This is a genomic window from Streptomyces sp. NPDC093111, assembly GCF_040683955.1.
In the GTDB taxonomy this organism is placed as follows: domain Bacteria; phylum Actinomycetota; class Actinomycetes; order Streptomycetales; family Streptomycetaceae; genus Streptomyces.
Map to the genome: position 1 here is coordinate 46264 of NZ_JBFBNW010000018.1, position 25672 is coordinate 71935.

Sequence of the window (25672 nt, forward strand, 5' to 3'; positions counted from 1 at the left end):
AGGCAACGGGAGGACGAGGAACGGTGGCAGTCGAACAGGGGGCCCCCGCCGAGGTGCGGGAGCAGCACGCCGAGCTGGCGGAGCAGATCGAGGGGCACCGCTTCCGGTATTACGGGATGGATCAGCCGGTCGTCAGCGACGCGGAGTTCGACCGGCTGATGCGGGCCCTGGAGGCCCTGGAGGAGGAGTATCCGGAGCTGCGGACGCCGGACTCGCCGACCCAGAAGGTCGCCGGGTCGTACGAGACGGAGTTCACCTCCGTGGAGCACCGCGAGCGGATGCTCTCGCTGGACAACGCGTTCGACGACGAGGAGCTGGCCGCCTGGGCGGAGCGGGTCGGCCGGGACGTCGGCACCTCCGACTTCTCCTACCTGTGCGAGCTGAAGGTCGACGGCCTGGCCGTGAACCTGACGTACGAGCACGGCCGGCTGACCCGCGCGGCGACCCGCGGCGACGGCCGCACCGGCGAGGACATCACGCCGAACGTGCGGACCATCGAGGACGTCCCGGACCGGCTGCGCGGCGACCGCGTCCCGGCGCTGGTGGAGATCCGCGGCGAGGTCTACTTCCCGATGGACGCCTTCGAGGGGCTGAACGCGCGGCTGGTCGAGGCGGGCGACAAGCCCTTCGCCAATCCGCGCAACGCGGCGGCGGGTTCGCTGCGCCAGAAGGACCCGAAGGTGACGGCGACCCGCCCGCTGCACATGGTGGTGCACGGCATCGGCGCCCGCGAGGGCTTCGACATCGACAAGCTGTCGCACGCCTACGAGCTGCTGCGCGAGTGGGGCCTGCCCACCGCCCGGCACAACCGGGTGGTCGACTCGCTGGACGGCGTACGGGAGTTCATCGCGTACTTCGGTGAGAACCGGCACTCGGTGGAGCACGAGATCGACGGGGTCGTCGTCAAGCTGGACGAGATCCCGCTCCAGGGCCGGCTCGGCTCCACGGCCCGCGCCCCGCGCTGGGCGATCGCGTGGAAGTACGCGCCGGAGGAGGTCAACACCAAGCTGCTCGACATCAAGGTCGGTGTCGGCCGCACCGGGCGCGTCACGCCGTACGCGCAGGTGGAGCCGGTGACGGTGGCCGGTTCCGAGGTCGAGTTCGCCACCCTGCACAACCAGGAGGTGGTGAAGGCCAAGGGCGTGCTCATCGGGGACACGGTCGTGCTGCGCAAGGCCGGTGACGTCATCCCGGAGATCCTGGGCCCGGTGGCCGACCTGCGGGACGGCAGCGAGCGGGAGTTCGTGATGCCGGCGGAGTGCCCGGAGTGCGGCACGCCGCTGAAGCCGATGAAGGAGGGGGACATCGATCTGCGCTGCCCCAACGCGCGGACGTGCCCCGCCCAGCTGCGGGAGCGGCTGTTCTTCCTGGCCGGCCGCCAGTGCCTGGACATCGAGAACTTCGGCGCGGTCGCGGCGGCGGCGCTCACCCGTCCGCTGGAGCCGGCCGAGCCGCCGCTGCTCGACGAGGGCGATCTGTTCGACCTGACGATCGAGCGGCTGCTGCCGATCCGGGCGTACGTCCGCGACCCGGACAGCGGGCTGCCCAAGCGGGACCCGAAGACGGGCGAGGAGAAGATCGTCACGGTCTTCGCCAACCAGAAGGGCGAGCCGAAGAAGAACGCGCTGGCGATGCTGGAGAACATCGCGGCGGCGAAGACGCGCCCGCTGGCCCGCTTCATCAACGGCCTGTCGATCCGGCACGTCGGCCCGGTGGCGGCCGAGGCGCTGGCCCGCGAGTTCCGTTCGCTGGAGCGGATCGAGCAGGCGACCGAGGAGGAGCTGGCCGCGGTCGACGGGGTCGGCGGGATCATCGCGACGGCGGTGAAGCAGTGGTTCGCCGAGGAGTGGCACCAGGAGATCGTGCGCAAGTGGCGTGCGGCCGGGGTGAGTCTGGAGGACGAGGGCGCCGGCGAGGAGATCGGGCCGCGTCCGCTCGACGGTCTCACGGTGGTCGTGACGGGCACCCTGGAGAAGTTCACCAGGGATGGCGCAAAAGAGTCGCTCCAAGCCGGTGGAGCGAAGGTGACAGGTTCCGTTTCGAAGAAGACCTCCTTTGTCGTCGTAGGTGACAACCCGGGCTCGAAGTACGACAAGGCGATGCAGCTGAAGGTTCCGGTTCTGAACGAGGAGGGCTTCGCGGTCCTGCTCGAACAGGGTCCCGAGGCCGCTCGGGAGGTGGCCCTCCCGGTAGCCGAGTAGTCCCTCGACGGGCCGCGGAGGCTCACCCGTTCGGCGCATACCAGATCGTTACGGGTGGCCGGGTCGCATTCGGGCAAGACATGGAGAGCGCTGCCCGTCGGAGCCCTCCGCGGCCTAGTGTGGTGACCGTGCGTCCGTCGCGCACGGCTGTGTGAGGGCCCTGCCGGACGCAGGAGCAGGACACGCGGTGCGACGAGCGACGGCACGACGGCCCAGTGGCATGACGACGGCCCCGCGTTGCGACGGCACCGCCGGCTGTGAGAGGGACGGGAATGAAACCGACCGAGAGTGCCGCCCCGGTCGCACGACCCCAGGGCCGTGCGGCGTTCGTGGGCATCACCTCCGGGCTGCCCGGAGCGCTGGTGGGCATCGCCGCCGTCGTGCTCGCCGCCGGGCTGTACCGGACCCTCAGCACCGGCCAGGGGCTCTTCCCCGGCGGCGGCACCGGCTGGTCCCTCGCCGTCCTCACCGGGCTCATCGTCGGCCACCTGGTCGCGCTCGGCCGCGACCGCTGGTGGGGCGGCACCGGCTCCGGCGCCGCCCTCACCCTGGCCGTCCTGCTGCTCTACGGCTGGGTGCCGGCCTGCCTCGTCTCCCTCTCCGTCGTCGTGCTCGTGGCCGCCGCCCGCCGGCACCGCTGGCGGCACGGCCTGCTGCACGGCGCCGTGGACGTGATCGGCGCCTGCGCCGCCGCCCTCGTCCTCGCCACCTTCGGCGACGTCCCGACCGTCGCCGCCCCCTGGCAGCCCCTCGACTGGGGGATCGCCGACGTACCGGAAGTGGTGCTCGCCGCCGTCGCCTACCTCGTGGTGACCCGCCTGCTCCTGTGGTACGCGCTCGCACCCCAGGGCGGCACCCTGCCCACCGCCGCCCGCACCGCCCTGCTCCGCCAGGGCCTGGTCGCCGTCGCCCTGCTCGGCATCGCGCCCCTCATCTGCGTCGTCGCCGTCGCCCACCCCGCGCTGCTGCCGCTCTTCGTCGTCCCGCTGATCGCCCTCGACTCCACCCTGTGGATCGCCCGCGCCCGCGCCGAGGAACAGCTCCGCGACCCGCTCACCGGACTGCCCAACCGCCAGTGGCTCCTGGAACGCACCTGGACCGCCCTGGAGGAGGCCGAGGGCGAGGGCGTCCGCTCCGCGCTCGTCCTCATCGACCTCGACCGCTTCCGCTCGGTCAACGACACCCTCGGGCACCTCGCCGGCGACCGGCTGCTCCTCCAGATCGCCGAACGGCTCCGCCTCGCCCTGCCCCGCGGCGCCGAGGCCGCCCGGCTCGGCGGCGACGAGTTCGCCGTCCTGCTGCCCACCGCCGACTCCACCACCAGCGCCCAGCGCGTCGCCCGCCACCTCGTCGCCGAACTCTCCTCGCCGCTCGACCTCGACGGGCTCACCCTCGTCCTGGAGGCCAGCGCCGGCGTCGCCGTCTTCCCCGAGCACGCCCTCGACGCCGAGGGCCTGCTGCGCCGCGCCGACGTGGCCATGTACCAGGCCAAGCGGGACCGCACCGGCGTCGAGGTGTACGAGTCGAAGCGCGACTCCAACACCCCCGACCGCCTCGGCCTCCTCGGCGACCTGCGCCGCGCCCTCGACGCCGGCGACGTCGAACTGCACTACCAGCCCAAGGTCCGCTTCGACGGCCAGGTCGCCGGCCTGGAGGCGCTGGTCCGCTGGGTGCACCCCGAGCGCGGCAAGGTCCCGCCGGACGAGTTCATCGCCATCGCCGAGTCCTCCGGCCTGATGCCCCACCTCACCGAGTACGTCCTGGAGACCGCCCTCGCCCAGGTGGCCCGCTGGCGCGCCCAGGGCCTCAACGTGCCGGTCGCGGTCAACGTCTCCCCGCGCGACGTCCACACCCCCGGCTTCGCGGGCGCCGTCGCCGCCCGGCTCGCCCGGCACGGCGTACCGGCCGGCGCGCTCCAGCTGGAGATAACGGAACACGTCCTCCTGGAGGACCCGCAGCGGGCCGCCGACACCATGGCCGGACTCACCGGTCACGGCGTCAAGATGTCGCTCGACGACTTCGGCACCGGCTACTCCTCCCTCGTACACCTGCGCCGCCTCCCGGTCAGCGAGCTGAAGATCGACCGCTCCTTCGTCGCCCGGCTCGCCGTCGACAACGAGGACGCCGAGATCGTCCGCTGCACCGTGGACCTCGCCCACTCCCTGGGCCTGCTCGTCGTCGCCGAGGGCGTCGAGGACGACGAGACCTGGGAGCGGCTGCGCGACCTGGGCTGCGACGCCGTCCAGGGCTGGCTGGTCGCCGCCGCCATGCCGCCCGGAGAGACCACCGCCTGGCTCCGCGCCCGCGGCGAGCACGGCTGGCGCCGCCCCTCGGAGATCGCCGCGGCGGCGGCGGCGGCGGCCGCGGCGGCGGCCGTCGAGCAGTCCTCGGGGCACGTGGTCCAGTGACGCGCGGCCCGCGCCGGGGGAGCGGCGTGGGCAAACCGTTTCACGGGCAGCGGTGCGGGCCCCCTAGGATTGGGCCAACACCATCAAGCACCCCTGAGGATCCGCATGCCTGGCATTACGCGCGAGGAGGTCGCCCACCTCGCCCGGCTGGCGCGTCTGGAACTCGCCGACGAAGAGCTCGATCACTTCGCCGGCCAGCTCGACGACATCATCGGCGCGGTCGCCCGCGTCTCCGAGGTCGCCGACCAAGACGTACCGCCGACCTCCCACCCGCTGCCGCTGACCAACGTCATGCGCGCGGACGAGGTCCGTCCGTCGCTCACCCCCGAGCAGGCGCTCTCCGGCGCCCCGGCCCAGGAGCAGCAGCGTTTCAAGGTGCCGCAGATCCTGGGGGAGGACTAAGAAGTCATGACGGACAACAGCATCATCATCAAGCTCACCGCCGCGGAGATCGCGGCGAAGATCGCCTCCGGCGAGCTCACCGCCGTCCAGGTCACCGAGGCCCACCTGGCCCGGATCGAGGCCGTCGACGAGAAGGTGCACGCCTTCCTGCACGTCGACCGCGAGGGCGCGCTGGCGCAGGCCCGCGCCGTCGACGAGAAGCGTGCCCGCGGCGAGAAGCTGGGCCCGCTCGCCGGTGTCCCGCTCGCGCTGAAGGACATCTTCACCACCCAGGGCATCCCGACCACGGTCGGTTCCAAGATGCTCGAAGGGTGGATCCCGCCCTACGACGCGACCCTCGTCAAGCGGCTGAAGGCCGCCGACGTGGTCATCCTGGGCAAGACCAACATGGACGAGTTCGCGATGGGCTCCTCGACGGAGAACAGCGCGTACGGCCCGACCGGCAACCCGTGGGACCTCACCCGGATCCCCGGCGGCTCCGGCGGTGGCTCCTCGGCCGCGCTCGCCGCGTACGAGGCCCCGCTCGCCATCGGCACGGACACCGGCGGTTCCATCCGCCAGCCCGCCGCCGTCACCGGCACGGTCGGCGTCAAGCCGACCTACGGCGCGGTGTCCCGCTACGGCATGGTGGCCTTCTCGTCCTCGCTCGACCAGGGCGGCCCCTGTGCCCGTACGGTCCTCGACGCGGCGCTGCTGCACGAGGCCATCGCCGGGCACGACCCGCTCGACTCGACCTCCATCGACGCCCCGGTCCCGCCGGTCGTCGAGGCGGCCCGCAACGGCTCGGTCGCCGGCATGCGCGTCGGCGTCGTCAAGCAGTTCCGCGGCGAGGGCTACCAGGCCGGCGTCGTGCAGCGCTTCGACGAGTCCGTCGAGCTGCTGAAGTCGCTGGGTGCCGAGATCGTGGAGCTGGACTGCCCCACGTTCGACCTCGCGCTCTCCGCGTACTACCTGATCGCCCCGTCGGAGTGCTCCTCCAACCTGGCCCGCTTCGACGGTCTGCGCTACGGCCTGCGCACCGGCGACGACGGCACCCGGTCCGCCGAGGACGTCACCGCGCTGACCCGCGAGGCCGGCTTCGGCCCCGAGGTGAAGCGCCGCATCATCCTCGGTACGTACGCGCTGAGCTCGGGCTACTACGACGCCTGGTTCGGCTCGGCCCAGAAGGTCCGTACGCTCATCACCCGCGAGTTCGAGGCGGCGTTCGAGCAGGTCGACGTGATCGTCTCCCCGACGACCCCGACCACCGCCTTCGCGATCGGCGAGCGCGCCGACGACCCGATGGCGATGTACCTCGCGGACCTGTGCACCATCCCGACCAACCTGGCGGGCAACTCCGCCATGTCGCTGCCCTGCGGCCTCGCGCCGGAGGACGGCCTGCCGGTCGGTCTGCAGATCATCGCCCCCGCCCTGAAGGACGACCGGCTCTACAAGGTCGGTGCCGCCGTCGAGGCCGCCTTCGTGGAAAAGTGGGGCCACCCGCTGCTCGAGGAGGCTCCGTCGCTGTGAGTACCAGTGCACTGCAGAAGGCCAAGGGCTTCAAGAAGTCCAGGACCGGCACGTACGTGTCGATGGGCACCACCGCTTTCGGCGCCCTGAGCGTGGCGAAGCAGGTCAAGAAGGCGCGCGCCGAGCACGACACGCTGAAGCTGGTCGATGCCGTCGTGTCCGCCGCCGCCATCGTCACCGGCCTCGCGATCCTGTACCGCGAGCTGAAGCGTCTCGGCGACGACGACGTCCTGCTGGGCTGAGAGGGAAGTTCCACCGTGACTGTCACTGAACTGCTGTCGTACGAAGCGGCGCTCGCCACGTACGACCCCGTCATGGGCCTTGAGGTCCATGTCGAGCTGGGCACCAAGACCAAGATGTTCTGCGGCTGCTCGACCGAGCTCGGCCAGGACGCGAACACGCAGACCTGCCCGACCTGCCTCGGTCTGCCGGGCGCGCTGCCGGTCGTCAACGCGATCGGCGTCGAGTCCGCCATCAAGATCGGTCTCGCGCTGAACTGCGAGATCGCCGAGTGGTGCCGCTTCGCCCGGAAGAACTACTTCTATCCGGACATGCCGAAGAACTTCCAGACCTCCCAGTACGACGAGCCCATCGCCTTCGACGGCTACCTCGACGTCCAGCTGGAGGACGGCGAGATCTTCCGCGTGGAGATCGAGCGCGCCCACATGGAGGAGGACACCGGCAAGTCCACCCACATCGGTGGCGCGACCGGCCGCATCCACGGCGCCTCGCACTCGCTGCTCGACTACAACCGGGCCGGCATCCCGCTCATCGAGATCGTCACCAAGCCGATCGTCGGCGCCGGGGAGCGTGCTCCCGAGGTCGCCAAGGCGTACGTGGCGGAGCTGCGCGAGCTGATCCGCGCCCTGGGCGTCTCGGACGCGCGGATGGACAAGGGCCAGATGCGCTGCGACGTCAACCTGTCGCTGATGCCGAAGGGTTCGAGCACCTTCGGTACGCGTTCGGAGACGAAGAACGTCAACTCGCTGCGCTCCGTGGAGCGGGCGGCGCGCTTCGAGGTCCAGCGCCACGCGGCCGTCCTGCAGTCCGGCGGCTCGATCCTGCAGGAGACCCGTCACTTCCACGAGGACGACGGCTCCACCACCTCCGGCCGGATCAAGGACAACGCCGAGGACTACCGCTACTTCCCGGAGCCGGACCTGGTCCCGGTCGCCCCGGCCCGCGCCTGGGTCGAGGAGCTGCGGGCGGCCCTGCCCGAGCTGCCGCGGGTGCGCCGCAACCGGCTGCGCGAGGAGTGGGGCGTGTCCGAGCTGGACATGCAGGCCATCCTCAACGCGGGCGCGGTCGACCCGATCGTCGCCACGACCGAGGCGGGCGCCGACGCGGCGTCGGCGCGGAAGTGGTGGATGGGCGAGCTGGCCCGCAACGCCAACGAGCAGGGCGTCGCGCTCGACGAGCTCCCGATCACCCCGGCGGACGTCGCCCGCGTGTCGGCCCTGGTCGCCTCCGGTGACCTGAACGACAAGCTGGCCCGCCAGGTCATCGAGGGCGTCCTCGCCGGCGAGGGCACCCCGGACGAGGTCGTCGACAAGCGCGGCCTGAAGGTCGTCTCGGACGACGGCGCGCTCGGCACGGCCGTCGACGAGGCCATCGCGGGCAACGCGGCGATCGCCGACAAGATCCGCGGCGGCAAGGTCGCGGCGGTCGGCGCCCTGGTCGGCGCGGTCATGAAGGCCACCCGTGGCCAGGCCGACGCGGCGAAGGTCAAGGACCTGATCCTGGAGAAGCTGGGCGTCAGCGAGGGCTGATCCCCTCGCGTCCGTACCAAGGCGGCCCCGCACCGGAGTTCCGGTGCGGGGCCGCCGTTCGTCGTCCGGCGTCCTACACCAGCCGTGCCGCCGCGACCCTCGCGCGGATCACCGCCTTCTTCGCCTCGCCCAGTGTGGTGCTCTGGTCGAGCTCGTCCACGCTGGCCTGGTGCAGCGGATGCGAGGAGTGCCGGAAGTTTCCGGCCGTCGCGAGGTCGCCGCCGTCGCCGCGTGCCTCGGCGAAGAAGAACGCGATCGCGTCGCGGAGCATCGCCTTGTCCCCCTCTCCGAAGGGGCCCTGCCACGTGCCGTCGGTGACCGTCTGGTCGCCCTCCCTGACCTCACTGAGGAAAGCCCGCCCGTACTGCGGACCGAGGATCGCTTCCAGCTTCCCGCCGCGCTCCCAGCCCTTGGACGGGAACTTCTCCGGGTCCGTCTCGTCGTCCACCGTCTCGCCGGGCCGGGGCCTGGCCTGGTTCGGGGAGATGTCGATCGACAGGGTCTTGATCCCGGCGAACGCGAACTGGTCGGTGACGCCGCTGCGCATGCCGACCGCGCCGATGATGTTGAAGTTCTCCTTGAGGTAGTGCAGCAGCGCGAGCTCGGAGCGGCGGCCCGTCATCCCGTCCCACTCCCAGTACTTGAGCAGGTGCGGCCCCTCGACGGTGGCCGGCTCCGGATACCCGCCGATGAGCACGGGCACCGCGCCCCCGAGATCGGGGTGGGTGCTGACCATCTCCTGGAGCTCGGCCAGACCGCCCCGCCCGGTGTCGAGCGCGGGGGCGTTCCCCTCCCCGGTGTGGCCGCTGTCCCGGTAGTTCACGATGACGTACGGGACGCCTGTCCGGAACCTGGCCAGCGGGTGACCGGTCGTCTCGCGAGCCTTGTCGAACGCCTGCTTGGTGTCCTGATCGGGAGCCGCGTAGTCGCGGTAGAAGTTCTCCGTCCGCCGCTCGTGGTCCGCGGCGCCCAGCCTCGGCATGCCGTCCTTGAACTTGTTGGTGGCGAGGTTCTCCCCGCCGCCGTGCTCAAGCTCGAGCTTGTCCCCGGACTTCTTGGTGAAGAAGACCCGGTTGGGCCCCAGGTCTGCATGGAGCTGGTACATGTGGAGGGCTTTGCGGTTGACGGCGCGGATGTCGCGGGGGCGGGCCTCCCGCTCCCTGGCGATCTCGCCGGCGGTCATGCTGGTGATCTCCTGGGCGAGGGCGGCTTTGTACGGCCCCTCCTCCGCCTCCTTCGCCTCTGTGGTGAGCCTCTTGAGCTCTGCCTTGCGCCATTTCTTCGCTTCGGTGGGGTTCAGCTCCGGCGGGGGCACCAGAGCATCGCCTCCCCCCTGGATGGCTATCGCCCTGTTCCTGATTCTTTCGGCCCTCGCGTCGTTCGCGGCGACCTTGTCCGGGTCGGTCCTCTCCAGTGCCATCCTTTCGGTGCGCACGGTAGAGGTGATCCTCCTGGAGTCGGCCACCTCGTCGAAGTCGTCCAGCAGGCCGTACATGAGGAGCTTGAGGCCCGAATCGAGGAGCATGGCGGCCCGCACGTGGTACATGTCGCCGGAGTGCCCCGCGTTCACGACGAGAGTGTTCTGCTTGGTCAGTCCGTTCTCGGTGGCTTCCCTCGGGGTCCTGATCTCGGTGCCGTACGCCGGTGCGGCCGGGACCACCGGCTCCTGCGCGGCCGGTTCCTGATCCGTCACCACCCGCTGAACGGAGGGCCGTGCGCTCCCGGTCGCGCGCTGGACGGGCGGCGCGGCGGCCTGCGCCGCCGGAGCCGCCGCCGGAGCCGGGCCCGACAGCGCGCGCCGGGCGTTCGCCTCGGCCTCCCGCTCGAAGCGGTCCGCGGGGTCGGAGACCCGCAGACCGGAGCCGTTGTCCGTGCCGGAGACCGGGCCCTGACGCTGCTGGATGACGTGCGTCAGCTCATGCGCGAGGGTGTGGCGGTCGCCGCCCCCGTCGCCGATGACGATGTGGTTGCCGGAGGTGTACGCGCGGGCGCCGACCTCGGCCGCGGACGCGCGGGCGGCACTGTCGTCGTGCACGCGCACGTCGGAGAAGTCGGCGCCGAGCCGGGACTCCATGTCGGCGCGGGTGCCGTCGTCGAGGGGGCTCCCGGAGCTGCGCAGGACGTCGTGCACGGCGGAACGCTGTACGGGCGCGGGCGCGGCCTCGGGGCTCTGCGCGTGGCCGCAGCCGGCGCCGTGCTGGTGCCGGGACTCCTCGACCAGCCGGGACACGGCGGCGTTGCCGATGGTGCGCTGGAGGGCGAGGAGCGTCTGCGGGGACAGCGCGCCGCCGACACCGGCAGTGGGGGTGGCCGTGCCGTCGCGCGACCCGTCACGACGGGCGCTCGCCTCTGCCCTCGTCGCGGTCGACGGCTTCGGTGCGTCCTTGGCGTGCATGGAAATCCCCCTGAAGGGCGCGGTACGGGTACGTTCCTCCCTGTCTAGGCGGCGGGACCGACGGGCGCAACGCTCTCCGGGGCAGCGTCCGATGGGCGAACGGGCAACGCCGACGCGACGCCGGCCACGGACCGGTCGGCCCCTGCGGGCACGCGGGCGGCCACCGTGTCGACGGCCGGCGTCGCGTCCCGGCCGGTTAGGCGCCGACCTCGGCGAGGAAGCCCGACCAGGCGGCGGGGGAGACGGTGAAGACGGGACCGGTGCCGCCCTGCTTGGAGTCCCGGACGTGCACGGCGGCGGGGTGGGCGGCCACCTCGACGCAGTTGCCGCCCTCATCGCCGCTGTAGCTCGACTTGCGCCAGTCGTAGGCGACTTCGAGGCAGTTGCCGCCCTCGCTGCCGCTGTAGCTGGACTTGAACCACGAAAGTGCTGCTGCGCTCATGTCTCTCCTGCCAGACGATCCAGCAGACCCATCGTGTCTTCGGGCGTCAGGGCCTGTGATCGCAGCATTCCATATTTGGCCTGGAGGATGCCGACCTCGTCGGGATCGTCGATGAGGAAGCTCACCCGCTGGCCTTCGATGTAGGCGACGTGTTCGTGGGCGGGGGTTTCGATGAGCACCATAGGCCCGTCAAGTCCGGCGTGCTTCATACGCGTCTTCGGGATGATCTGAAGTCCGAGGAAAGGGAGTTCGGCCATCTCGCGCAGATGGAGGATCTGGCCGCGCAGCACCTCGCGCCCGCCGATGGCCCGCTCCAGGAGCGACTCGTCCAGCAAGAAGGACATCATCGGCGGCCACGGCTTCTGCTCGAAGACTCGCTGGCGGTCCAGCCGGTCGAGCATCCGGTCCTCCGCCTCCTGCGCGGTGATCGGCGGATACAGGCAGTCGAAGACCGCGCGGGCGTACTCAGGTGTCTGGAGCAGCCCCGGGACCACACCGTTCTCGTACGAGCTCAGGCTCAGCGCCTGCGCCTCCAGCTCGATGAACTCCTGCACGAACGCCGGATACCGCTCCTTCTTCGGTGCCTTCCCGACGGCCACCGCCAACGCGCCGCCGGTGTTCAGAATGCCGTCCAGCTCACCCGCGAGCCCCAGCCGCAGCGCCCGCCGCCCCTGCTCGATCGAGCCCAGCGTCTCCAGCCCCACGCACGCCTGCGTGGCCAACTGCGGCTGGGTCAGGCCCGCCCGCTTCCGGTAAAGCGCCACCAAGGCGCCGACCACTTCCCATGAGGGGACCTTCTTCCTGGAGTTCGTGGTGCCTGCCATGAGCCGTGCCTTCCCCACGCCGTGCGTACGCGACGCATTCCGGACCCGTACAAAGAATTTGTACGGCTTCCGCCCCTGGGGCGCGTGGGGCGCGAGGCGCCACCGTGATCGCCATGAACGACCAGATCCCCCTGTTCCGCGAGGTCTTCTACCGCCGCGAACGCCGTTCCGTCCCCCTCGCCCGTGACTTCACCCGCAAGGCCCTGGCCGACTGGGGCCTGGACGCCCGCGCGGACGACGTACTGGTGTGCGTCAGCGAGCTCGCCACCAACGCCCTCCGCCACGGCGTCCCGCCCGGCCGCGGCTACCGGCTCCACCTCTTCCTGGAGCGCCCCGGCCCGCTCCGGATCGAGGTCCACGACAGCGGCGACGGCACCCCGGCCGTCCGTACCCCCGAGGGCGAGTCCGGGCGCGGGCTGCTGCTCGTCGAGGCGCTCGCGGACCGCTGGGGGGTGGGGGAGCGGAACCCCGGCAAGATCGTCTGGTGCGAGTTCGGGTGAGCGCCGCCGGATGTGGATACGATCGACAAAAGATCTTCACAGCGAACTCACGGGGGAAGCATGTCCACTGCCCGCAGAGCCCTGGCACTCGTGGCCACGGGTTGTCTGTCACTGATAGGCCTGCAGGCCGGTCCGCTCGCGTCGGAGGCCGCCGCGGCCACCGACAGCGGCCAGTTCCAGGGGGTCAACTGGGCCGACCCGCGGGACAACTACGCGAGCGACGAGCTGGTCCTGTCGGGTCTGTCGAAGACCGACGACTTCCCGACCACCTACGCCAAGTCCGCGGCGATCGTCGGCCAGTTCCAGAGCAAGTTCGGGGTCAACACGGTCCGGCTGCCCGTCAACCCGGCCACCGTCAACGGCCCGTACTGGCAGTCGTACACGGGGGCCATCGACGCCGCCGTGCACAAGGGCGCCAAGGTCCTGCTCGGCTACTGGGAGGCCCCGGAGACGAAGGACGGGCGGATCGACAACCAGGCGTCGTACGACGCCATGTGGTCGACGATCATCGCCAAGTACGGCGACTCCCGTCAGGTCTACTTCGAGCCGATGAACGAGCCGTTCGGCTACTCGGCCGCGCAGTGGACCGACGTGGCCGCGCGCTGGCTGACCGACCACGGCCAGAACATCGCGCGCGAGCGCGTCTTCGTCGGCGGCTCCGGCTACAGCGAGGACGTGCGCCCGGTCTGCGCCGACTCCCGCCTCGCCGGCACCCACCTCTCGCTGCACCACTACGGCTTCTGGCACGGCGACTGGACCGACCGCGCCCAGTGGGCGGCCGACCTGCGCACCAAGGTCGGCGGCTGCGCCTCCCGTACGGTCCTGACCGAGTTCGGCTCCAACCTGGCGAGCGGCCTCGACTACAACGGCCCGGTCAACGGCTCGAACGAGATCGCGTACCTCCAGGGCGACACCGACACCCTGCGCGAGCTCGGCATGGGCTCGGTCTACTGGCCCGGTCTGCGCAACGGCGACTGGTACAGCCTCACCGAGCTCCAGGGCACCGGTACGGACCTCACCCTGCGCACCACCAACCAGTCCGCCGCCGACCGGCTCGCCTGGGCCTGGTTCGGCACCGGCCGCCCGTCCGTCCAGAACGGCGTGCTGCGCGGCGTCGGTTCCGGCCACTGCCTGGACGTGCCCGGCGCCTCGAAGGAGGCCGGCAGCTCGCTGATCGTCTGGTGGTGCACCGCCGGCTCGCCCAACCAGCAGTGGGCGTACACCCCCGAGAAGGAGCTGCGCGTCTACGGGAACATGTGCCTGGACGCGGACCACGGCACCCGCGCACTGATCATCTGGTACTGCAACGGCGGCGACAACCAGAAGTGGAACCTCAACGCCGACGGCACGGTGACCAACCAGATGAACGGCTTCAACCTGGACGTCTCGGGTGAGGCCACCGCCCCCGGCAGCTCGGTCGCGCTGTGGTACGGCAACGGCGCGCCGAACCAGCGGTGGCAGCGCTCCTGACACCTGCTCAGCGCACGAACGCGGGCTTCTCCGCGGGCCTCAGCCCGCGGCGGAGCCCGCGTCTCATGAGGCGGCCCGCCGGGCGCTCGATCCAGCGGTGGATGCCGTAGGAGAGCAGCAGCACGGAGCCGGTGGTGACGGCCAGGGTGCCCCAGTGGCCGAGGGCCGGGACATGGTGGGTGAGGCCCTTGGCGAAGGGGATGCCGATGCTCACGTGCAGCAGGTAGAACGGGTACGTGAGCGCGCCGGCGGTGATCAGCCGGCGGTGCCGCACGTGCCGCAGCGGGCCGAGCGTGGCCAGCATCAGCACGCCGAGGAACGCGGTGAGGAGCAGGGCGCTCAGCGTCCAGGAGACCGTGTTCTCGGTGCCGGACGTGGCGAGGTGCCAGTTCACCCGGATCTGGAGCACGCTGAGCTGGTAGGCCCAGGCGAGGCCCATCACGGTCCACAGCATCGCGTTCTGCCCGAAGCGGCACATCAGGTAGAGCACGATCCCGGCGACGAAGAGGCCCGCGTAGGTGCTCAGGACGAACTGGTCGAGCAGGGTGAGCCGCTGGGAGTGGGTGACGAAGGCGGCGACCAGCCACACGGTGCAGAAGCCCAGCATCCGCTGGTACGTGGCGCCGAACCGCAGCACGAGGACCATGAGCAGGTAGAAGCGGGCCTCCACGTCGAGGGTCCAGGCGACGCCGTTGAGCAGGTCGGAGTGGAGCGGTCCCGGGAACATCGTCAGGTTCGCCACGAGCGCCCGGGGGTGGAGCGCGGTCCCCGGGTCCTCGGTCGGCAGGGGGATCAGCGCGACCCGTACGGCGATCAGCAGCAGCACGAACCAGTACGCCGGGAACAGGCGGGAGATCCGCGAGACGGCGAACTCGCCCGGGGTGCGGCCCCAGGCGCTCATGCAGATGACGAACCCGCTGATGAGGAAGAACATCTCGACGCCGAGCCAGCCGTACATGGCGGCCCGGTGCACGAGGTACGCGAAGACCTTCGGCGACTCGCCCCAGGTGCCCAGCTTCGGCGTGCCGAGGAAGTGGAAGGCGGCGACGGTGAGCGCCGCGACCAGGCGCAGCCCGTCGACCACGGCGAGCCGCGGCCGCCCGGCCGGGGCCGGGGCGGGCGGCTCGGCGGGGTGCGCGGAGCCGGGTGCCACCGGGGCCTGTTCGTCCGGGATCGCGGGTCGTTCCGTCATTCGAGTGGCGTTCATGTGTTCCTCACCGATCGGTTGCCCCCGTACGACCCGTGACCCCGCTCGATGGTTGTCCGCGTGCCGTGAGTGGCCGAAAATCGCTTGGACTCGCGAGCTGTTCCGTTGGACGTTCACCCCCGTGTCCTCGTCGGGTCTTCTCTCCGTCATCCGGTCTCACTACCGTCCTCGCCGTACCACCCAATGGCTCGACGAGGAACCATTGGGCGTCAGGTCCTCGACTCGGAGGTCGGTCTTGTCCACGGAGATGAACCGGGAGCTGTCCCGCAGGAGGCTTCTCGCGCTGGGTGGCGGTGCTCTCGGCGTCGCCGCCGCGGGATCGCTGCTGCCGCCGTCGTTGCAGGCCGCGATGGCTGCCGAGCCTCCGGCCGGGGGGCTTTCGGCGGTGCGGCACGTGGTGATCCTGATGCAGGAGAACCGTTCCTTCGATCACTACTTCGGCACCCTGCGCGGCGTCCGCGGATTCGGCGACCGCAATGCCATTGAACTGCCCTCCGGCAGGCCCGTCTTCGAGCAGCCCGCCACGGCCGGACGGACCGTGCTGCCGTTCCCCGTCCGGGGCGCCGCCGAGACGCAGAAGAAGGACCTCCAGTACATCGGCGACCTCGACCACTCCTGGGGCGGCGGCGGGAAGGCCTGGCACGGGGGGTGGATGGACGGTTGGGTTTCGGCCAAGACCGCGGCCACCATGGCGTACTACGACCGGCGGGACATCCCGCTGCACTACGAGCTCGCCGACACCTTCACCGTCTGCGACGCCTACCACTCCTCGATCCACACCTCCACCAGCCCCAACCGCAACCACCTCTGGTCCGGCTGGACCGGCCACGAGGCCGACGGCAGCCGCGCCGTCACCAACGCGGCCTACGCGGAGGGCACCCACCCCGGCTACGGCTGGTCCACCTACGCCGAGCGGCTCGAAGCCGCCGGGCGCAGCTGGAAGACGTACACCGAGTGGGAGAACTTCACCGACAACAACATCGAGTTCTTCACCAGCTTCAAGAAGATCGCCCGCAAGGCGCTCGCGGGCACCGGCGGCCACACCTTCATGGAGTCCTTCTACGCCGCCGTCCGCGACACCGACGACCTCGCCGAGCGGGCCAGGCTGCTCGGACTCCTGGAGGAGGGCGTGGCGACCCTCACCGACGCCGAGCGCTCCCTCTTCGAGCGCGGCCTGCGCCGGGTCGAGTCCGGCACCCTCGCCGACGCCTTCCGCGCCGACGTCGCCGCCGGGACGCTCCCCGAGGTCTCCTACCTGGTGCCCTCCGCGGTCGACTCCGAGCACCCCGGCGCCTCCTCGCCGGTCGCCTCGGCCTCCCTCGTCTACAAGGTCCTCGACGCGCTCGGCGCGCACCCCGAGGTCTGGCGCCACACCGTGGTGCTGATCAACTACGACGAGAACGACGGCTTCTTCGACCACGTGCCGCCGCCCGTCCCCGCCGCCGACGACCCCGCCGGCGACGCCGAGCGCTGGAAGGGCCAGCCCACCGGCCTCGGCATCCGGGTCCCGCTGCTGGTGGTCTCCCCGTGGTCGGTCGGCGGCTTCGTCTGCTCCGAGACCTTCGACCACACCTCCGTGATCCGCTTCCTGGAACAGCTGACCGGGGTGCGGGAGCCCAACATCACCCCCTGGCGCCGGACCGTCACCGGCGACCTCACCTCCGCCTTCGACTTCAAGCGCACCCGCAGGCAGCCGCCCGTCGAGCAGCCCGGGCCCGTCCCGCCCTTCACCGGCCGCTGGCGCCCCCAGCCGCCGGCGGTGCAGGCCATGCCCGTCCAGGAGCCCGGCACCCGCCCGGCCCGCCCGCTGCCGTACCAGCCGGACGCCTCGGCCACGGTGCGCGAGGGCACCGTCACCGTCGCGCTGCGCAACACCGGCCGGGCGAGCGCGCACTTCGCGCTCTACCCGTACGCGGGCGAGTTCGCCGTCCCGCAGCACCGGGACGTCCAGGGCACCGCGCAGTGGGCGGTCCCGCTCACCGGGGAGCGGTACCGCTTCACGGTCACCGGCCCCAACGGCTTCCGCCGCGAGTTCGAGGGCCCCGCCGCCGGGCGCGCCCAGCTCGCCTCGCGCGTCGACCACCACGACCGCGACCTGCACCTCACCGTCCGCAACGACTCCGCCGCCCCGGTCTCCTTCACCGTCCGGCCGCTCGGGTACGTGGACGCCGAGGACCTCCGCGGCCACGGCCGCTGGACCCGCACCGTCACCGTCAAGCCCGGCCGGACCCGTACCGTCGTGCACTCCGCCGCCGACGCCGAGGGCTGGTACGACGTCGAGGTGACCGGCCCCGACGGCTTCCGACGGCGCCTGATGGGCCACATCGAGAACGGACGGCCCAGCGTCTCGGGGTAGCTCGTCCCACCGGGGTCGGGACCTGCGTCCCGACCCCTCGGGGGCACCTGTGAGGATCGCCACGAAACGGTCAAACGATCACTTTTGGCTGTAACAGTGGGGCCAGTACCGATCCACCCAGGGAGCGCGTCCGTTGGCAGCCATCGCACGGTGGTGCATCAAGCACCGCCTCGTCGCCGTTCTCCTCTGGCTCCTCGCCCTCGGCGGGACGGTGACCGGAGCGGCGATCGCCGGCAACGCCTACTCCAACGACTACGAGGTCCCCGGCACCGAGTCCGGCCGGGCCACCGCCCTGCTCGAACAGGGCTTCCACGGCGCCGGCGGCGACACCGACACCATCGTCTGGCACACCGACCGCGGCAGCGTCCGCGCCGCCGGCGTCGAGCAGCGGATGACCGCCATGCTCGACCGGGTCGCCGAGCTCCCCGGCATCGCCTCCGTCGCCTCCCCGTACGGCCCCGCCCAGGGACAGATCAGCGAGGACGGGCGCACCGCCTACGCCACCGTCACCTTCGACGCGCAGGCCGACGACATCCCCAAGAGCGAGGCCAAGGCCCTCGTCGACACCGCCAGGGCCGCCGCCACCGACGACGTCCGGGTCGCGCTCGGCGGCAGCGCCGTCGCCCTCACCGAGGCCCCCGGCGGACACATCGCCGAGGCCGTCGGCGTGCTCGTCGCCGCCGTCGTCCTCTTCGTCGCCTTCGGCTCGCTCGCCGCCTCCGTGCTTCCCATCGCGACCGCCCTGGTCAGCGTGGGCACCGCCTACTCCGGCATCGTGCTCCTCGGGCACGTCATGACGGTCGCCGACTTCGCCCCGATGCTCGGCATGCTCATCGGCCTCGGCGTCGGCATCGACTACGCGCTGTTCATCGTCACCCGGCACCGCAAGGGCCTCAAACGCGGCCTGCCCGTGCCCGAGGCCGCACGGATCGCCGTCGCCACCACCGGCCGCGCCGTCGTCTTCGCGGGCGCCACCGTCTGCATCGCCCTGCTCGGCATGCTCATCCTGCGGCTCAGCTTCCTCAACGGCGTCGCCATCGCCGCCTCCCTGACCGTGGTGCTCACGGTCGCCGCCTCCGTCACCCTGCTGCCCGCGCTGCTCTCCCTCATCGGGATGCGCGCCCTCAGCCGCAGGGAACGCCGCCGGCTCGCCGAACACGGCCCCCAGCCCGAGCTGCCCACCGGCTTCGCCGCCCGCTGGTCCTCCTTCGTCGAACGCCACCCCAAGCTGCTCGGCGCCGTCGCCGCCGTCGTCATGCTGGTGCTCGCGCTGCCGACCTTCTCGCTCCACCTCGGCACCTCCGACCAGGGCAACAACCCCGCCACCGCCACCACCCGGCAGGCCTACGACCTCCTCGCCGAAGGCTTCGGGCCCGGCGTCAACGGGCCGCTGACCCTCGTCGCCTCGCTCGACGGCGCCGACGCCAAGGTGGCCATGAACGAGCTGCCCGCCACGCTCGCGCACACCAAGGGCGTCGCCTCGGTCTCCCCGGTCACGTACAACGGCAGCGGCGACACCGCCGTCCTCACCGTCGTGCCCGAGTCCTCGCCCCAGTCGAAGGCCACCAGCGAACTCGTCGACCGGCTCCGCGACGACGTCCTGCCGAGCGCCTCCGACGGCACCTCGCTCCAGGTCCACGTCGGCGGCGTCACCGCCTCGTACGACGACTTCGCCGACATCATCGTCGGCAAGCTGCCGCTCTTCGTCGGCGTCGTCATCGCCCTCGGCTGCGTCCTGCTGCTGCTCGCCTTCCGGTCGATCGGCATCCCGCTCAAGGCCGCCGCGATGAACGTCGCCGCCGTCGCCTCCGCCTTCGGCATCGTCGTCGCGATCTTCCAGTGGGGCTGGGGCACCGAACTCCTCGGCCTCGGCAGCGCCGGACCGATCGAGCCCTTCCTCCCCGTGATCATGGTCTCCGTCCTCTTCGGGCTCTCCATGGACTACCAGGTCTTCCTGGTCAGCCGGATGTACGAGGAGTGGCTGGAGACCGGCGACAACCGCCGGGCGGTCCGGGTCGGCCTCGCCGAGACCAGCCGCGTGATCAACTCCGCGGCGGTCATCATGATCTCCGTCTTCCTCGCCTTCGTGCTCTCCGGCGACCGCGTGATCGCCATGTTCGGCATCGCGCTCGCCGCCGCCGTCGCCCTCGACGCCTTCGTCCTGCGCACCCTCCTCGTCCCCGCCCTCATGCACATGCTCGGCGGCGCGAACTGGTGGCTGCCCCGCTGGCTGGACCGCCGGCTGCCCCGGATCAGCATCGAGCCCCCGGAGTGCCGGGCGGCGGCGGACGCGCGGGACGGCGACGCCGGCCGTGCGAAGATCCCCTCGCAACGAGTGACCGTTCCGCAGGCCGGGGAGAAGGACGATGTTCGCGATATCGCTGGGTGACGACGGTGCGGAGCTGACCCCGCTGGAGCCGTGGCAGGCCGAGGAGTTCTTCGCCCACATGGAGCGGGGCCGGGAGTTCATCGGCGCCCACGTCGGCCTGGCCGACGCCGTGGGCGACCTCGACGCGGCCCGCACCTTCCTCCAGGCATACGCCGACAAGACCGCCCGCGACACCGGCCGGCTCTACGGCATCCGCGTCGACGGCGCGCTGGTCGGCGGCGTCATGTTCCGGATCTTCGACACCGAGAGCGGAACGGCCGAGGCCGGCTGCTGGGTCGAGCCCGGGTACGCGGGCCGGGGCCTGGTCACCCGCGCCTGCCGGGCCATCGTCGACTGGGCGATCGAGCGGCGCGGCATCCACCGCGTCGAGTGGCACGTCTCCTCCGAGAACAGCCCCAGCATCGCCGTGGCCCGCCGCCTCGGCATGAGCCGCGACGGCGTCATGCGCGAGAGCTACCCCTACCGCGGCAAGCGCGCCGACATGGAGGTGTGGTCCGTCCTGGCCCACGAATGGCGGGCGGCCAAGGCCGCCTAGGGGCCGCGGGACCCGTGCCCAGGCGGTGCCCCCGGGATCCCTAAGGACCCTGAGGCGCCGCCTAAGGACCCCCGTACACCGAACATGCGGCACTCGCCCGATGTGGCAGCACCCCCTGGCCGACGAAAGTAGAGGCATCGCAAGGAGCGATACCGAAACCGAGAAGCCAGGGAGCACGCCATGTTCACGTACGAACTCCACACCCTCCGCCACGCCGAGCTCCTCCGCGAGGCCGCCGCCGAGCGCCTGGCCCACGAGGCCGCCCGCGCCGGCAAGGGCCGCCGCTGGACCCGGAAGCAGGAACCCGAGGGGCAGGTGAGCGCCGCCGCCCAGCACCGCTTCGCCCGGGCCGCGTGACCCCCTTATGGGTGCGATCACGGATGTCTGTGCGATGCTCGGCGCCGTGGAGACCAAGTCAGTGAGCCCCGTGTTCGTCGGCCGGGCCGGCGAACTCACCGCCCTCACCGAGGCGCTCTCCCGCGCGACAGCGGGAGAGCCCCAGGCCCTGCTCGTCGGGGGTGAGGCCGGGGTCGGAAAGACCCGCCTCATCGAGGAGTTCACCGCCGTCGCCCGCACCCAGGGCGCCGTCGTCGCCGTCGGCGGCTGCGTCGAGATCGGCGCCGACGGACTGCCCTTCGCCCCCTTCTCCACCGCCCTGCGCGCGCTGCACCGGCGCCTCCCCGAGGAGCTGGCCGCCGCCGCCGACGGGCACGAGGGCGAACTCGCCCGCCTCCTCCCGGAGTTCGGCGACGTCACCCACCACGAGCCGGCCGCCGAGGACTCCACCGCCCGCCTCTTCGAGCTGACCGTACGGCTCCTGGAACGCATCGCCGCCGACCGCACCGTCGTCCTCGTCCTGGAGGACCTGCACTGGGCCGACGCCTCCACCCGGCACCTGCTCGCCTACCTCTTCCGCACCCTGCACCGCGGCCGCATCGTGGTCGTCGCCACCTACCGCGCCGACGACATCCACCGCCGCCACCCGCTGCGCCCCCTCCTCGCCGAACTGGACCGGCTGCGCTCCGTCCGCCGCATCGAACTGGCCCGCTTCACCCGCACGGAGGTGCACCGCCAGCTCACCGGCATCCTCGCCGCCGAGCCCAGCCCCGTCGTCCTCGACGAGGTCTTCGAACGCTCCGACGGCAACGCCTTCTTCGTCGAGGAGCTCATCGCCTCCCACGAGTGCGGCACCGCCCTCGGCTCCCTCAGCGAGTCCCTCCGCGACCTCCTCCTGGTCCGCGTCGAGGCCCTGCCCGACGACGCCCAGCGCGTCGTCCGCGTCGTCGCCGAGGGCGGCTCCACCGTCGAGTTCGACCTGCTCGCCGCCGTCGCCCGGCTCGCCGAGGACGAGCTCATCGAGGCCCTGCGCGCCGCCGTCGGCGCCAACATCCTGCACGCCGCGCCCGACGGCGACGGCTACCGCTTCCGGCACTCCCTCGTCCGCGAGGCAGTCAGCGACGACCTGCTCCCCGGCGAGCGCTCCCGGCTCAACCGGCGCTACGCCGAAGCCCTGGAGGAGGCCCCCGGCCTCGTCCGCGCCGACGCCCGGGCCAACCGCCTCGCCACGTACTGGTACCACGCCCACGACGCCGCCCGCGCCCTGCCGGCCGTCCTGCGCGCCTCCGTCGAGACCCGCAAGCGCTACGCCTACGCCGAGCAACTGCGGCTCCTCGAACGCGCCATGGAGCTCTGGGACGACGCCCCCGCCGACATCCGCCGCGGCCTGCGCCCCATGGACTACGCCGAGGCGTACCCCTCCTGCGGCTGCGACCCCGACACCCCGCTGAGCTACCTCGACCTGCTCGCCGAGGCCGCCGTCGCCGCCCGCCTCTGCGGCGAACGCGAACGGGCCCTGAAGATCGGCAAGATGGCCCACCGGCTGCTCGACAACGCCGAGGACGACGACCCCCTGCGCGCCGCCTGGTTCTGGGTCGAGCGCGCCCGGCTCCAGTCCAACCTGGCCCGCGGCGACGGCTGGGACGAGATCGCCCGCGCCCAGGAACTCGTCCGCGGCCTGCCGCCGTCCGCCGTCCACGCCGTGGTGCTCGCCTTCGCCGCCGGCTGGGGCATGCTCCGCAACCCGGGCGCCGACGCGCTCGCCGCCGCCGAACGGGCCGTCGAGTACGCCCGCCTGGTCAAGGCCGAGGGGACCGAGCTCGCCGCCCGGCTCACCCTCGGCACCATCATGGTCTCCGCCGGCGACATCGAGGACGGGCTCGCCGAGATGCGCGAGGTCGGCGAACGGACCCTGAAGCTCGGCCAGTTCCACGAGGCATCCCGCGCCGCCGTCAACATCTCCTCCGCCCTGGAGGGACTCGGCCGCTCCCGCGAGGCCGTCGACGTCGCCACCACCGGGATCGCCATGGCCCGCTCCCACGGCCTGGTCGACAGCGCCGGCTGGGTCCGCGCCAACCTCGCCGAGTCCCTCCTCGCGCTCGGCGAGTGGGACCGCGTCCAGGAGGAGTGCGAACTGCTGCTGCGCACCGGGGCCGCCTCCAAGCCGGGCGGCACCGCCCTGCTCCAGCTCGCCCACCTCGCCGTCGGGCGCGGCGAACCGGCCGTGGCCGCCGCCCGCCTCGCCGAGGCCGCCGCCCGCTACGGCACCCGCGACCCGATCCCGCAGTACACGCTGCCCATGAAGCACGTGGCGACCACCGTCGCCGCCGCCGAGGGCCGCCTCGCCGACGTCCGCGCGGAGCTCGCCGCGCTGGCCGGGGCCGGCTTCCCGGCCGGCACCCACCGCTACGGCTGGCCGCTGGTCCTCGCCGCCGTCACGGCCGAGGCCGACGCCCGCGGACTGCCGGCCGCCGCCGAGGGCCGGGCCGCCGCCCTGGACGCGATCCGCCGCTGCGTCCGCTCGCTGGCCGCCCAGGCTCCCGTCTGGCAGGCCTACGGGCTCCAGGTCTCCGCCGAGCTGGCCCGCGCCGAGGGCCGGGACACCGCCGAGCGCTGGGCCGAGGTCGTCGCCGCCTTCACGGAGCTGGACCGCCCGCACGAGCTGGCCCGGGCCCGGTACCGGCTCGCCGACGCGCTGCTCGCCGAGGGCGGCCGGCGCGAGGAGGCCGCCGCCCTGATGCGCGAGGCCCACGCCACCGCCGTACGCCTCGGGGCGCATCCGCTGCGCGAGGACGTCGAGCTGCTCGCCGCCCGCGCCCGCCTCCCGCTGCACGCCCCCGAGGGGGCCGGCGGCCCGGCGCAGCCGGAGGAGGAGGCCGCGGACGCCTTCGGGCTCACACCGCGCGAGCAGGACGTGCTGCGACTGGTCGCCGAGGGGCGGACCAACCGGCAGATCGCCGAGGAGCTGTTCATCTCACCGAAGACGGCGAGCGTCCACGTCTCCAACATCCTCGGCAAACTGGGCGTCGCGGGCCGCGGCGAGGCCGCCGCGCTCGCCCACCGCCTGCGCCTCCTGGAGCCGACCGGCTAGGAGACCGCGCCCCGGCCGCCGGCCTCGCGGTCGTCGGTCTCGCGGCCGCCGGTCTCCCGGTCGCCCGTCTCCCGGTCCTCCGCCGAGGGGGACGCGGGCTCCCCGGCGGCGCCGGGCAGGCGCATCACGACCTTGCCGGAGGTGAGGTCTATCGGACCCCTGTGGGGATCCCCGTCGCCCATGTCCTCCCTGGTCAGGGCGAGCCGCTGCCGTTCGTCGTCGGTGTGCTTGCGGCCCGGCGCGAACAGCTCTTCCATCAGGTTGAACATCCGCCTCGCCTTCCTACCCGACCTCCAGCCGGAGGATCTTGTCGTCACCGGGCCCGGGAGTGCCCCGGGTGTCGGTCTCACTGGTCACGAGCCAGAGCCGGGTGCCGCCCGCGGTCGCCAGGACCGTGCGCAGCCGCCCGTACTCACCCGTCAGGAACGCCTCCGGCTCCCCGGAACGTTCCGCTCCGGAGAGCGGGATGCGCCACAGTCTCTCGCCCCGCAGTCCGGCCATCCAGACCGCCCCCCGCGCGTACGCGATCCCGCTGGGCGAGGCGTCCGCGGTCCGCCACTGGGCGACCGGGTCCGTGTACCCGGCCCGGCCCGCGCGGCCCTCCACCACGGGCCAGCCGTAGTTGCGGCCCGGCTCGACCAGGTTCAGCTCGTCCCAGGTGTCCTGCCCGAACTCGGACGCCCACAGCCGCCCCGCCGGGTCCCAGGCCAGGCCCTGTACGTTCCGGTGCCCGTACGAGTAGACGACGGAGCCCGGGAAGGGGTTGCCCGGCGCCGGGCGGCCCTCCGGGGTCATCCGCAGGATCTTCCCGCCGAGCGAGCCCCGGTCCTGGGCGAGCCCGGTCCGCCCGGTCTCGCCGGTCCCGGCGTACAGCATCCCGTCCGGCCCGAACCCGATCCGCCCACCGTTGTGGATCACCCCCTTGGGGATGCCGGTGAGCACCGGCTCGGGCGCGCCGAGCCGGTCGCCCGGCCCGCCCCCGTACCGCATGCGGACGATCCGGTTGTCCGTCGCCGAGGTCAGGTACGCGTACACCCACCCGTCCCGCACGGCGAGACCGAGCAGCCCGCCCTCACCGCCCGGCACCACCCCGGGCACCACGCCCAGCGGGGTCTTCCGGCCGGTCCGGGCGTCGACCCGGGTGACGGTCCGCTCGTCGCGCGAGGAGACGAGCAGGTCACCACCGGGCAGCTCGGCGAGCCCCCACGGCGACCGCAGGCCCTCGGCGAGCACCCCCGCGACGCGCGGCGCCCCCGGGGCGGCGGGCGCCGACGAGGACGCGGCGGGCGGGGCGACGGAGGAGGGCGGCGCGGCCGTCCGCCCCGCGTCCCCGCCCGACCCCGAGCACCCGGCGGCCAGCAACAGCACGACGGCCCCCGCCGCGCCCCCCCACGACGCCCCGACCTCGATCTCGTCCCATGCTCCCGGTCCCTTCCGGCGACGGCTCCCCACTTGATACACCTCGGGGGCCCGCCGCGGACCGGGACAGCGCCGGGTGTGTCAGTCCCACGACCGCGGGCCGCCGGCGGCGCCGGGCGCGGGGCCCGATGGGCCCCGGTTTCCGGCCGCACCCCGCCCGGGTCAGCCCGCGCCCCCGCGCCGTCGGCTGTGCCGGTGGTCTCGCCGGCGCCGGACGGGTGCCCGATGGGGCCCGGTTTCCGGCCGCACCCGGCCCGGGTCAGCCCGCGACCCCCGGGCCGTCGGCCGTGCCGGTGCTCTCGCCGGCGCCGGACGGGTGCCCGATGGGCCCCGGTTTCCGGCCGCACCCCGCCCGGGTCAGCCCGCGCCCCCGCGCCGTCGGCTGTGCCGGTGGTCTCGCCGGCGCCGGACGCGGGGCC

General features: G+C 72.6%; 19 protein-coding genes. 13 read left to right on the top strand and 6 right to left on the bottom strand.

Annotated features, from left to right (window positions below; all coding sequences use genetic code 11):
- Window positions 1-23: 23 nt before the first annotated feature.
- From ligA to gatB, 6 genes are all read left to right on the top strand, one after another.
- Window positions 24-2201, top strand: coding sequence for an NAD-dependent DNA ligase LigA (gene ligA, locus AB0Q96_RS29025; RefSeq protein ID WP_365330548.1), 2178 nt, complete (start codon window positions 24-26; stop codon window positions 2199-2201).
- 272 nt (window positions 2202-2473) lie between these two features.
- Complete coding sequence (locus AB0Q96_RS29030) at window positions 2474-4609, top strand: EAL domain-containing protein (protein ID WP_365330550.1); 2136 nt, start codon at window positions 2474-2476, stop codon at window positions 4607-4609.
- A 105-nt stretch (window positions 4610-4714) separates the two neighbouring features.
- Complete coding sequence (gene gatC / locus AB0Q96_RS29035; protein ID WP_046905390.1) at window positions 4715-5011, top strand: Asp-tRNA(Asn)/Glu-tRNA(Gln) amidotransferase subunit GatC; 297 nt, start codon at window positions 4715-4717, stop codon at window positions 5009-5011.
- A 6-nt stretch (window positions 5012-5017) separates the two neighbouring features.
- Entirely contained in the window at window positions 5018-6520 is a 1503-nt protein-coding gene (gatA, locus tag AB0Q96_RS29040; protein ID WP_365330552.1) for an Asp-tRNA(Asn)/Glu-tRNA(Gln) amidotransferase subunit GatA, read from the top strand.
- Window positions 6517-6762 carry a hypothetical protein gene (locus AB0Q96_RS29045; RefSeq protein ID WP_365330554.1) on the top strand — a complete coding sequence of 82 codons (246 nt, stop codon included), beginning with the start codon at window positions 6517-6519 and terminating at the stop codon, window positions 6760-6762. The genes gatA and AB0Q96_RS29045 overlap by 4 nt, the downstream gene beginning before the upstream one ends.
- 15 nt (window positions 6763-6777) lie before the next feature.
- Window positions 6778-8289 (top strand): Asp-tRNA(Asn)/Glu-tRNA(Gln) amidotransferase subunit GatB, encoded by a 1512-nt coding sequence (gene gatB / locus AB0Q96_RS29050; protein ID WP_365330556.1) that lies wholly within the window; start codon window positions 6778-6780, stop codon window positions 8287-8289.
- 73 nt (window positions 8290-8362) lie between these two features.
- Here the strand turns inward: gatB and AB0Q96_RS29055 are convergent, their stop codons facing one another.
- From AB0Q96_RS29055 to AB0Q96_RS29065, 3 genes are all read right to left on the bottom strand, one after another.
- Window positions 8363-10684, bottom strand: coding sequence for a DUF4157 domain-containing protein (locus AB0Q96_RS29055; RefSeq protein ID WP_365330558.1), 2322 nt, complete (start codon window positions 10682-10684; stop codon window positions 8363-8365).
- 196 nt (window positions 10685-10880) lie between these two features.
- A complete protein-coding gene (locus tag AB0Q96_RS29060; protein WP_365330560.1) occupies window positions 10881-11126 on the bottom strand; it encodes a DUF397 domain-containing protein in 246 nt (81 codons plus the stop codon).
- Complete coding sequence (locus AB0Q96_RS29065; RefSeq protein WP_365330562.1) at window positions 11123-11950, bottom strand: Scr1 family TA system antitoxin-like transcriptional regulator; 828 nt, start codon at window positions 11948-11950, stop codon at window positions 11123-11125. Before AB0Q96_RS29065 ends, AB0Q96_RS29060 begins: the two co-directional genes overlap by 4 nt.
- Before the next feature lie 113 nt (window positions 11951-12063).
- On the opposite strand from AB0Q96_RS29065, the gene AB0Q96_RS29070 reads away from it, so the two are divergent.
- Both AB0Q96_RS29070 and AB0Q96_RS29075 read left to right on the top strand, forming a co-directional pair.
- The gene (locus AB0Q96_RS29070; protein WP_365330564.1) at window positions 12064-12450 is read left to right on the top strand and encodes an ATP-binding protein; all 387 of its coding nucleotides are present in this window, start codon (window positions 12064-12066) and stop codon (window positions 12448-12450) included.
- A 60-nt stretch (window positions 12451-12510) separates the two neighbouring features.
- On the top strand, window positions 12511-13920 hold the full coding sequence (locus AB0Q96_RS29075) for a ricin-type beta-trefoil lectin domain protein (protein WP_365330566.1): 1410 nt from the start codon (window positions 12511-12513) through the stop codon (window positions 13918-13920).
- A gap of 7 nt (window positions 13921-13927) precedes the next feature.
- Here the strand turns inward: AB0Q96_RS29075 and AB0Q96_RS29080 are convergent, their stop codons facing one another.
- On the bottom strand, window positions 13928-15127 hold the full coding sequence (locus AB0Q96_RS29080; RefSeq protein ID WP_365330568.1) for an acyltransferase: 1200 nt from the start codon (window positions 15125-15127) through the stop codon (window positions 13928-13930).
- A 247-nt stretch (window positions 15128-15374) separates the two neighbouring features.
- Between AB0Q96_RS29080 and AB0Q96_RS29085 the strand changes: the two genes are divergently transcribed.
- From AB0Q96_RS29085 to AB0Q96_RS29105, 5 genes are all read left to right on the top strand, one after another.
- Window positions 15375-17483 (top strand): phosphocholine-specific phospholipase C, encoded by a 2109-nt coding sequence (locus tag AB0Q96_RS29085; protein WP_365330692.1) that lies wholly within the window; start codon window positions 15375-15377, stop codon window positions 17481-17483.
- Between the two features lie 133 nt (window positions 17484-17616).
- Window positions 17617-19872 (top strand): MMPL family transporter, encoded by a 2256-nt coding sequence (locus AB0Q96_RS29090; protein WP_365330570.1) that lies wholly within the window; start codon window positions 17617-17619, stop codon window positions 19870-19872.
- On the top strand, window positions 19850-20407 hold the full coding sequence (locus AB0Q96_RS29095; RefSeq protein ID WP_365330572.1) for a GNAT family protein: 558 nt from the start codon (window positions 19850-19852) through the stop codon (window positions 20405-20407). Before AB0Q96_RS29090 ends, AB0Q96_RS29095 begins: the two co-directional genes overlap by 23 nt.
- 180 nt (window positions 20408-20587) lie before the next feature.
- Complete coding sequence (locus tag AB0Q96_RS29100; RefSeq protein WP_365330574.1) at window positions 20588-20764, top strand: hypothetical protein; 177 nt, start codon at window positions 20588-20590, stop codon at window positions 20762-20764.
- Between the two features lie 7 nt (window positions 20765-20771).
- Window positions 20772-23834: a BREX system ATP-binding domain-containing protein gene (locus AB0Q96_RS29105; RefSeq protein ID WP_365330576.1), complete on the top strand. Its 3063-nt coding sequence runs from the start codon at window positions 20772-20774 to the stop codon at window positions 23832-23834.
- Here AB0Q96_RS29105 and AB0Q96_RS29110 read toward each other — a convergent pair.
- On the bottom strand, window positions 23831-24103 hold the full coding sequence (locus AB0Q96_RS29110; RefSeq protein ID WP_365330578.1) for a DUF6191 domain-containing protein: 273 nt from the start codon (window positions 24101-24103) through the stop codon (window positions 23831-23833). The genes AB0Q96_RS29105 and AB0Q96_RS29110 overlap by 4 nt on opposite strands.
- A 13-nt stretch (window positions 24104-24116) precedes the next feature.
- Entirely contained in the window at window positions 24117-25196 is a 1080-nt protein-coding gene (locus AB0Q96_RS29115; RefSeq protein ID WP_365330694.1) for a PQQ-dependent sugar dehydrogenase, read from the bottom strand.
- Window positions 25197-25672 lie beyond the last annotated feature (476 nt).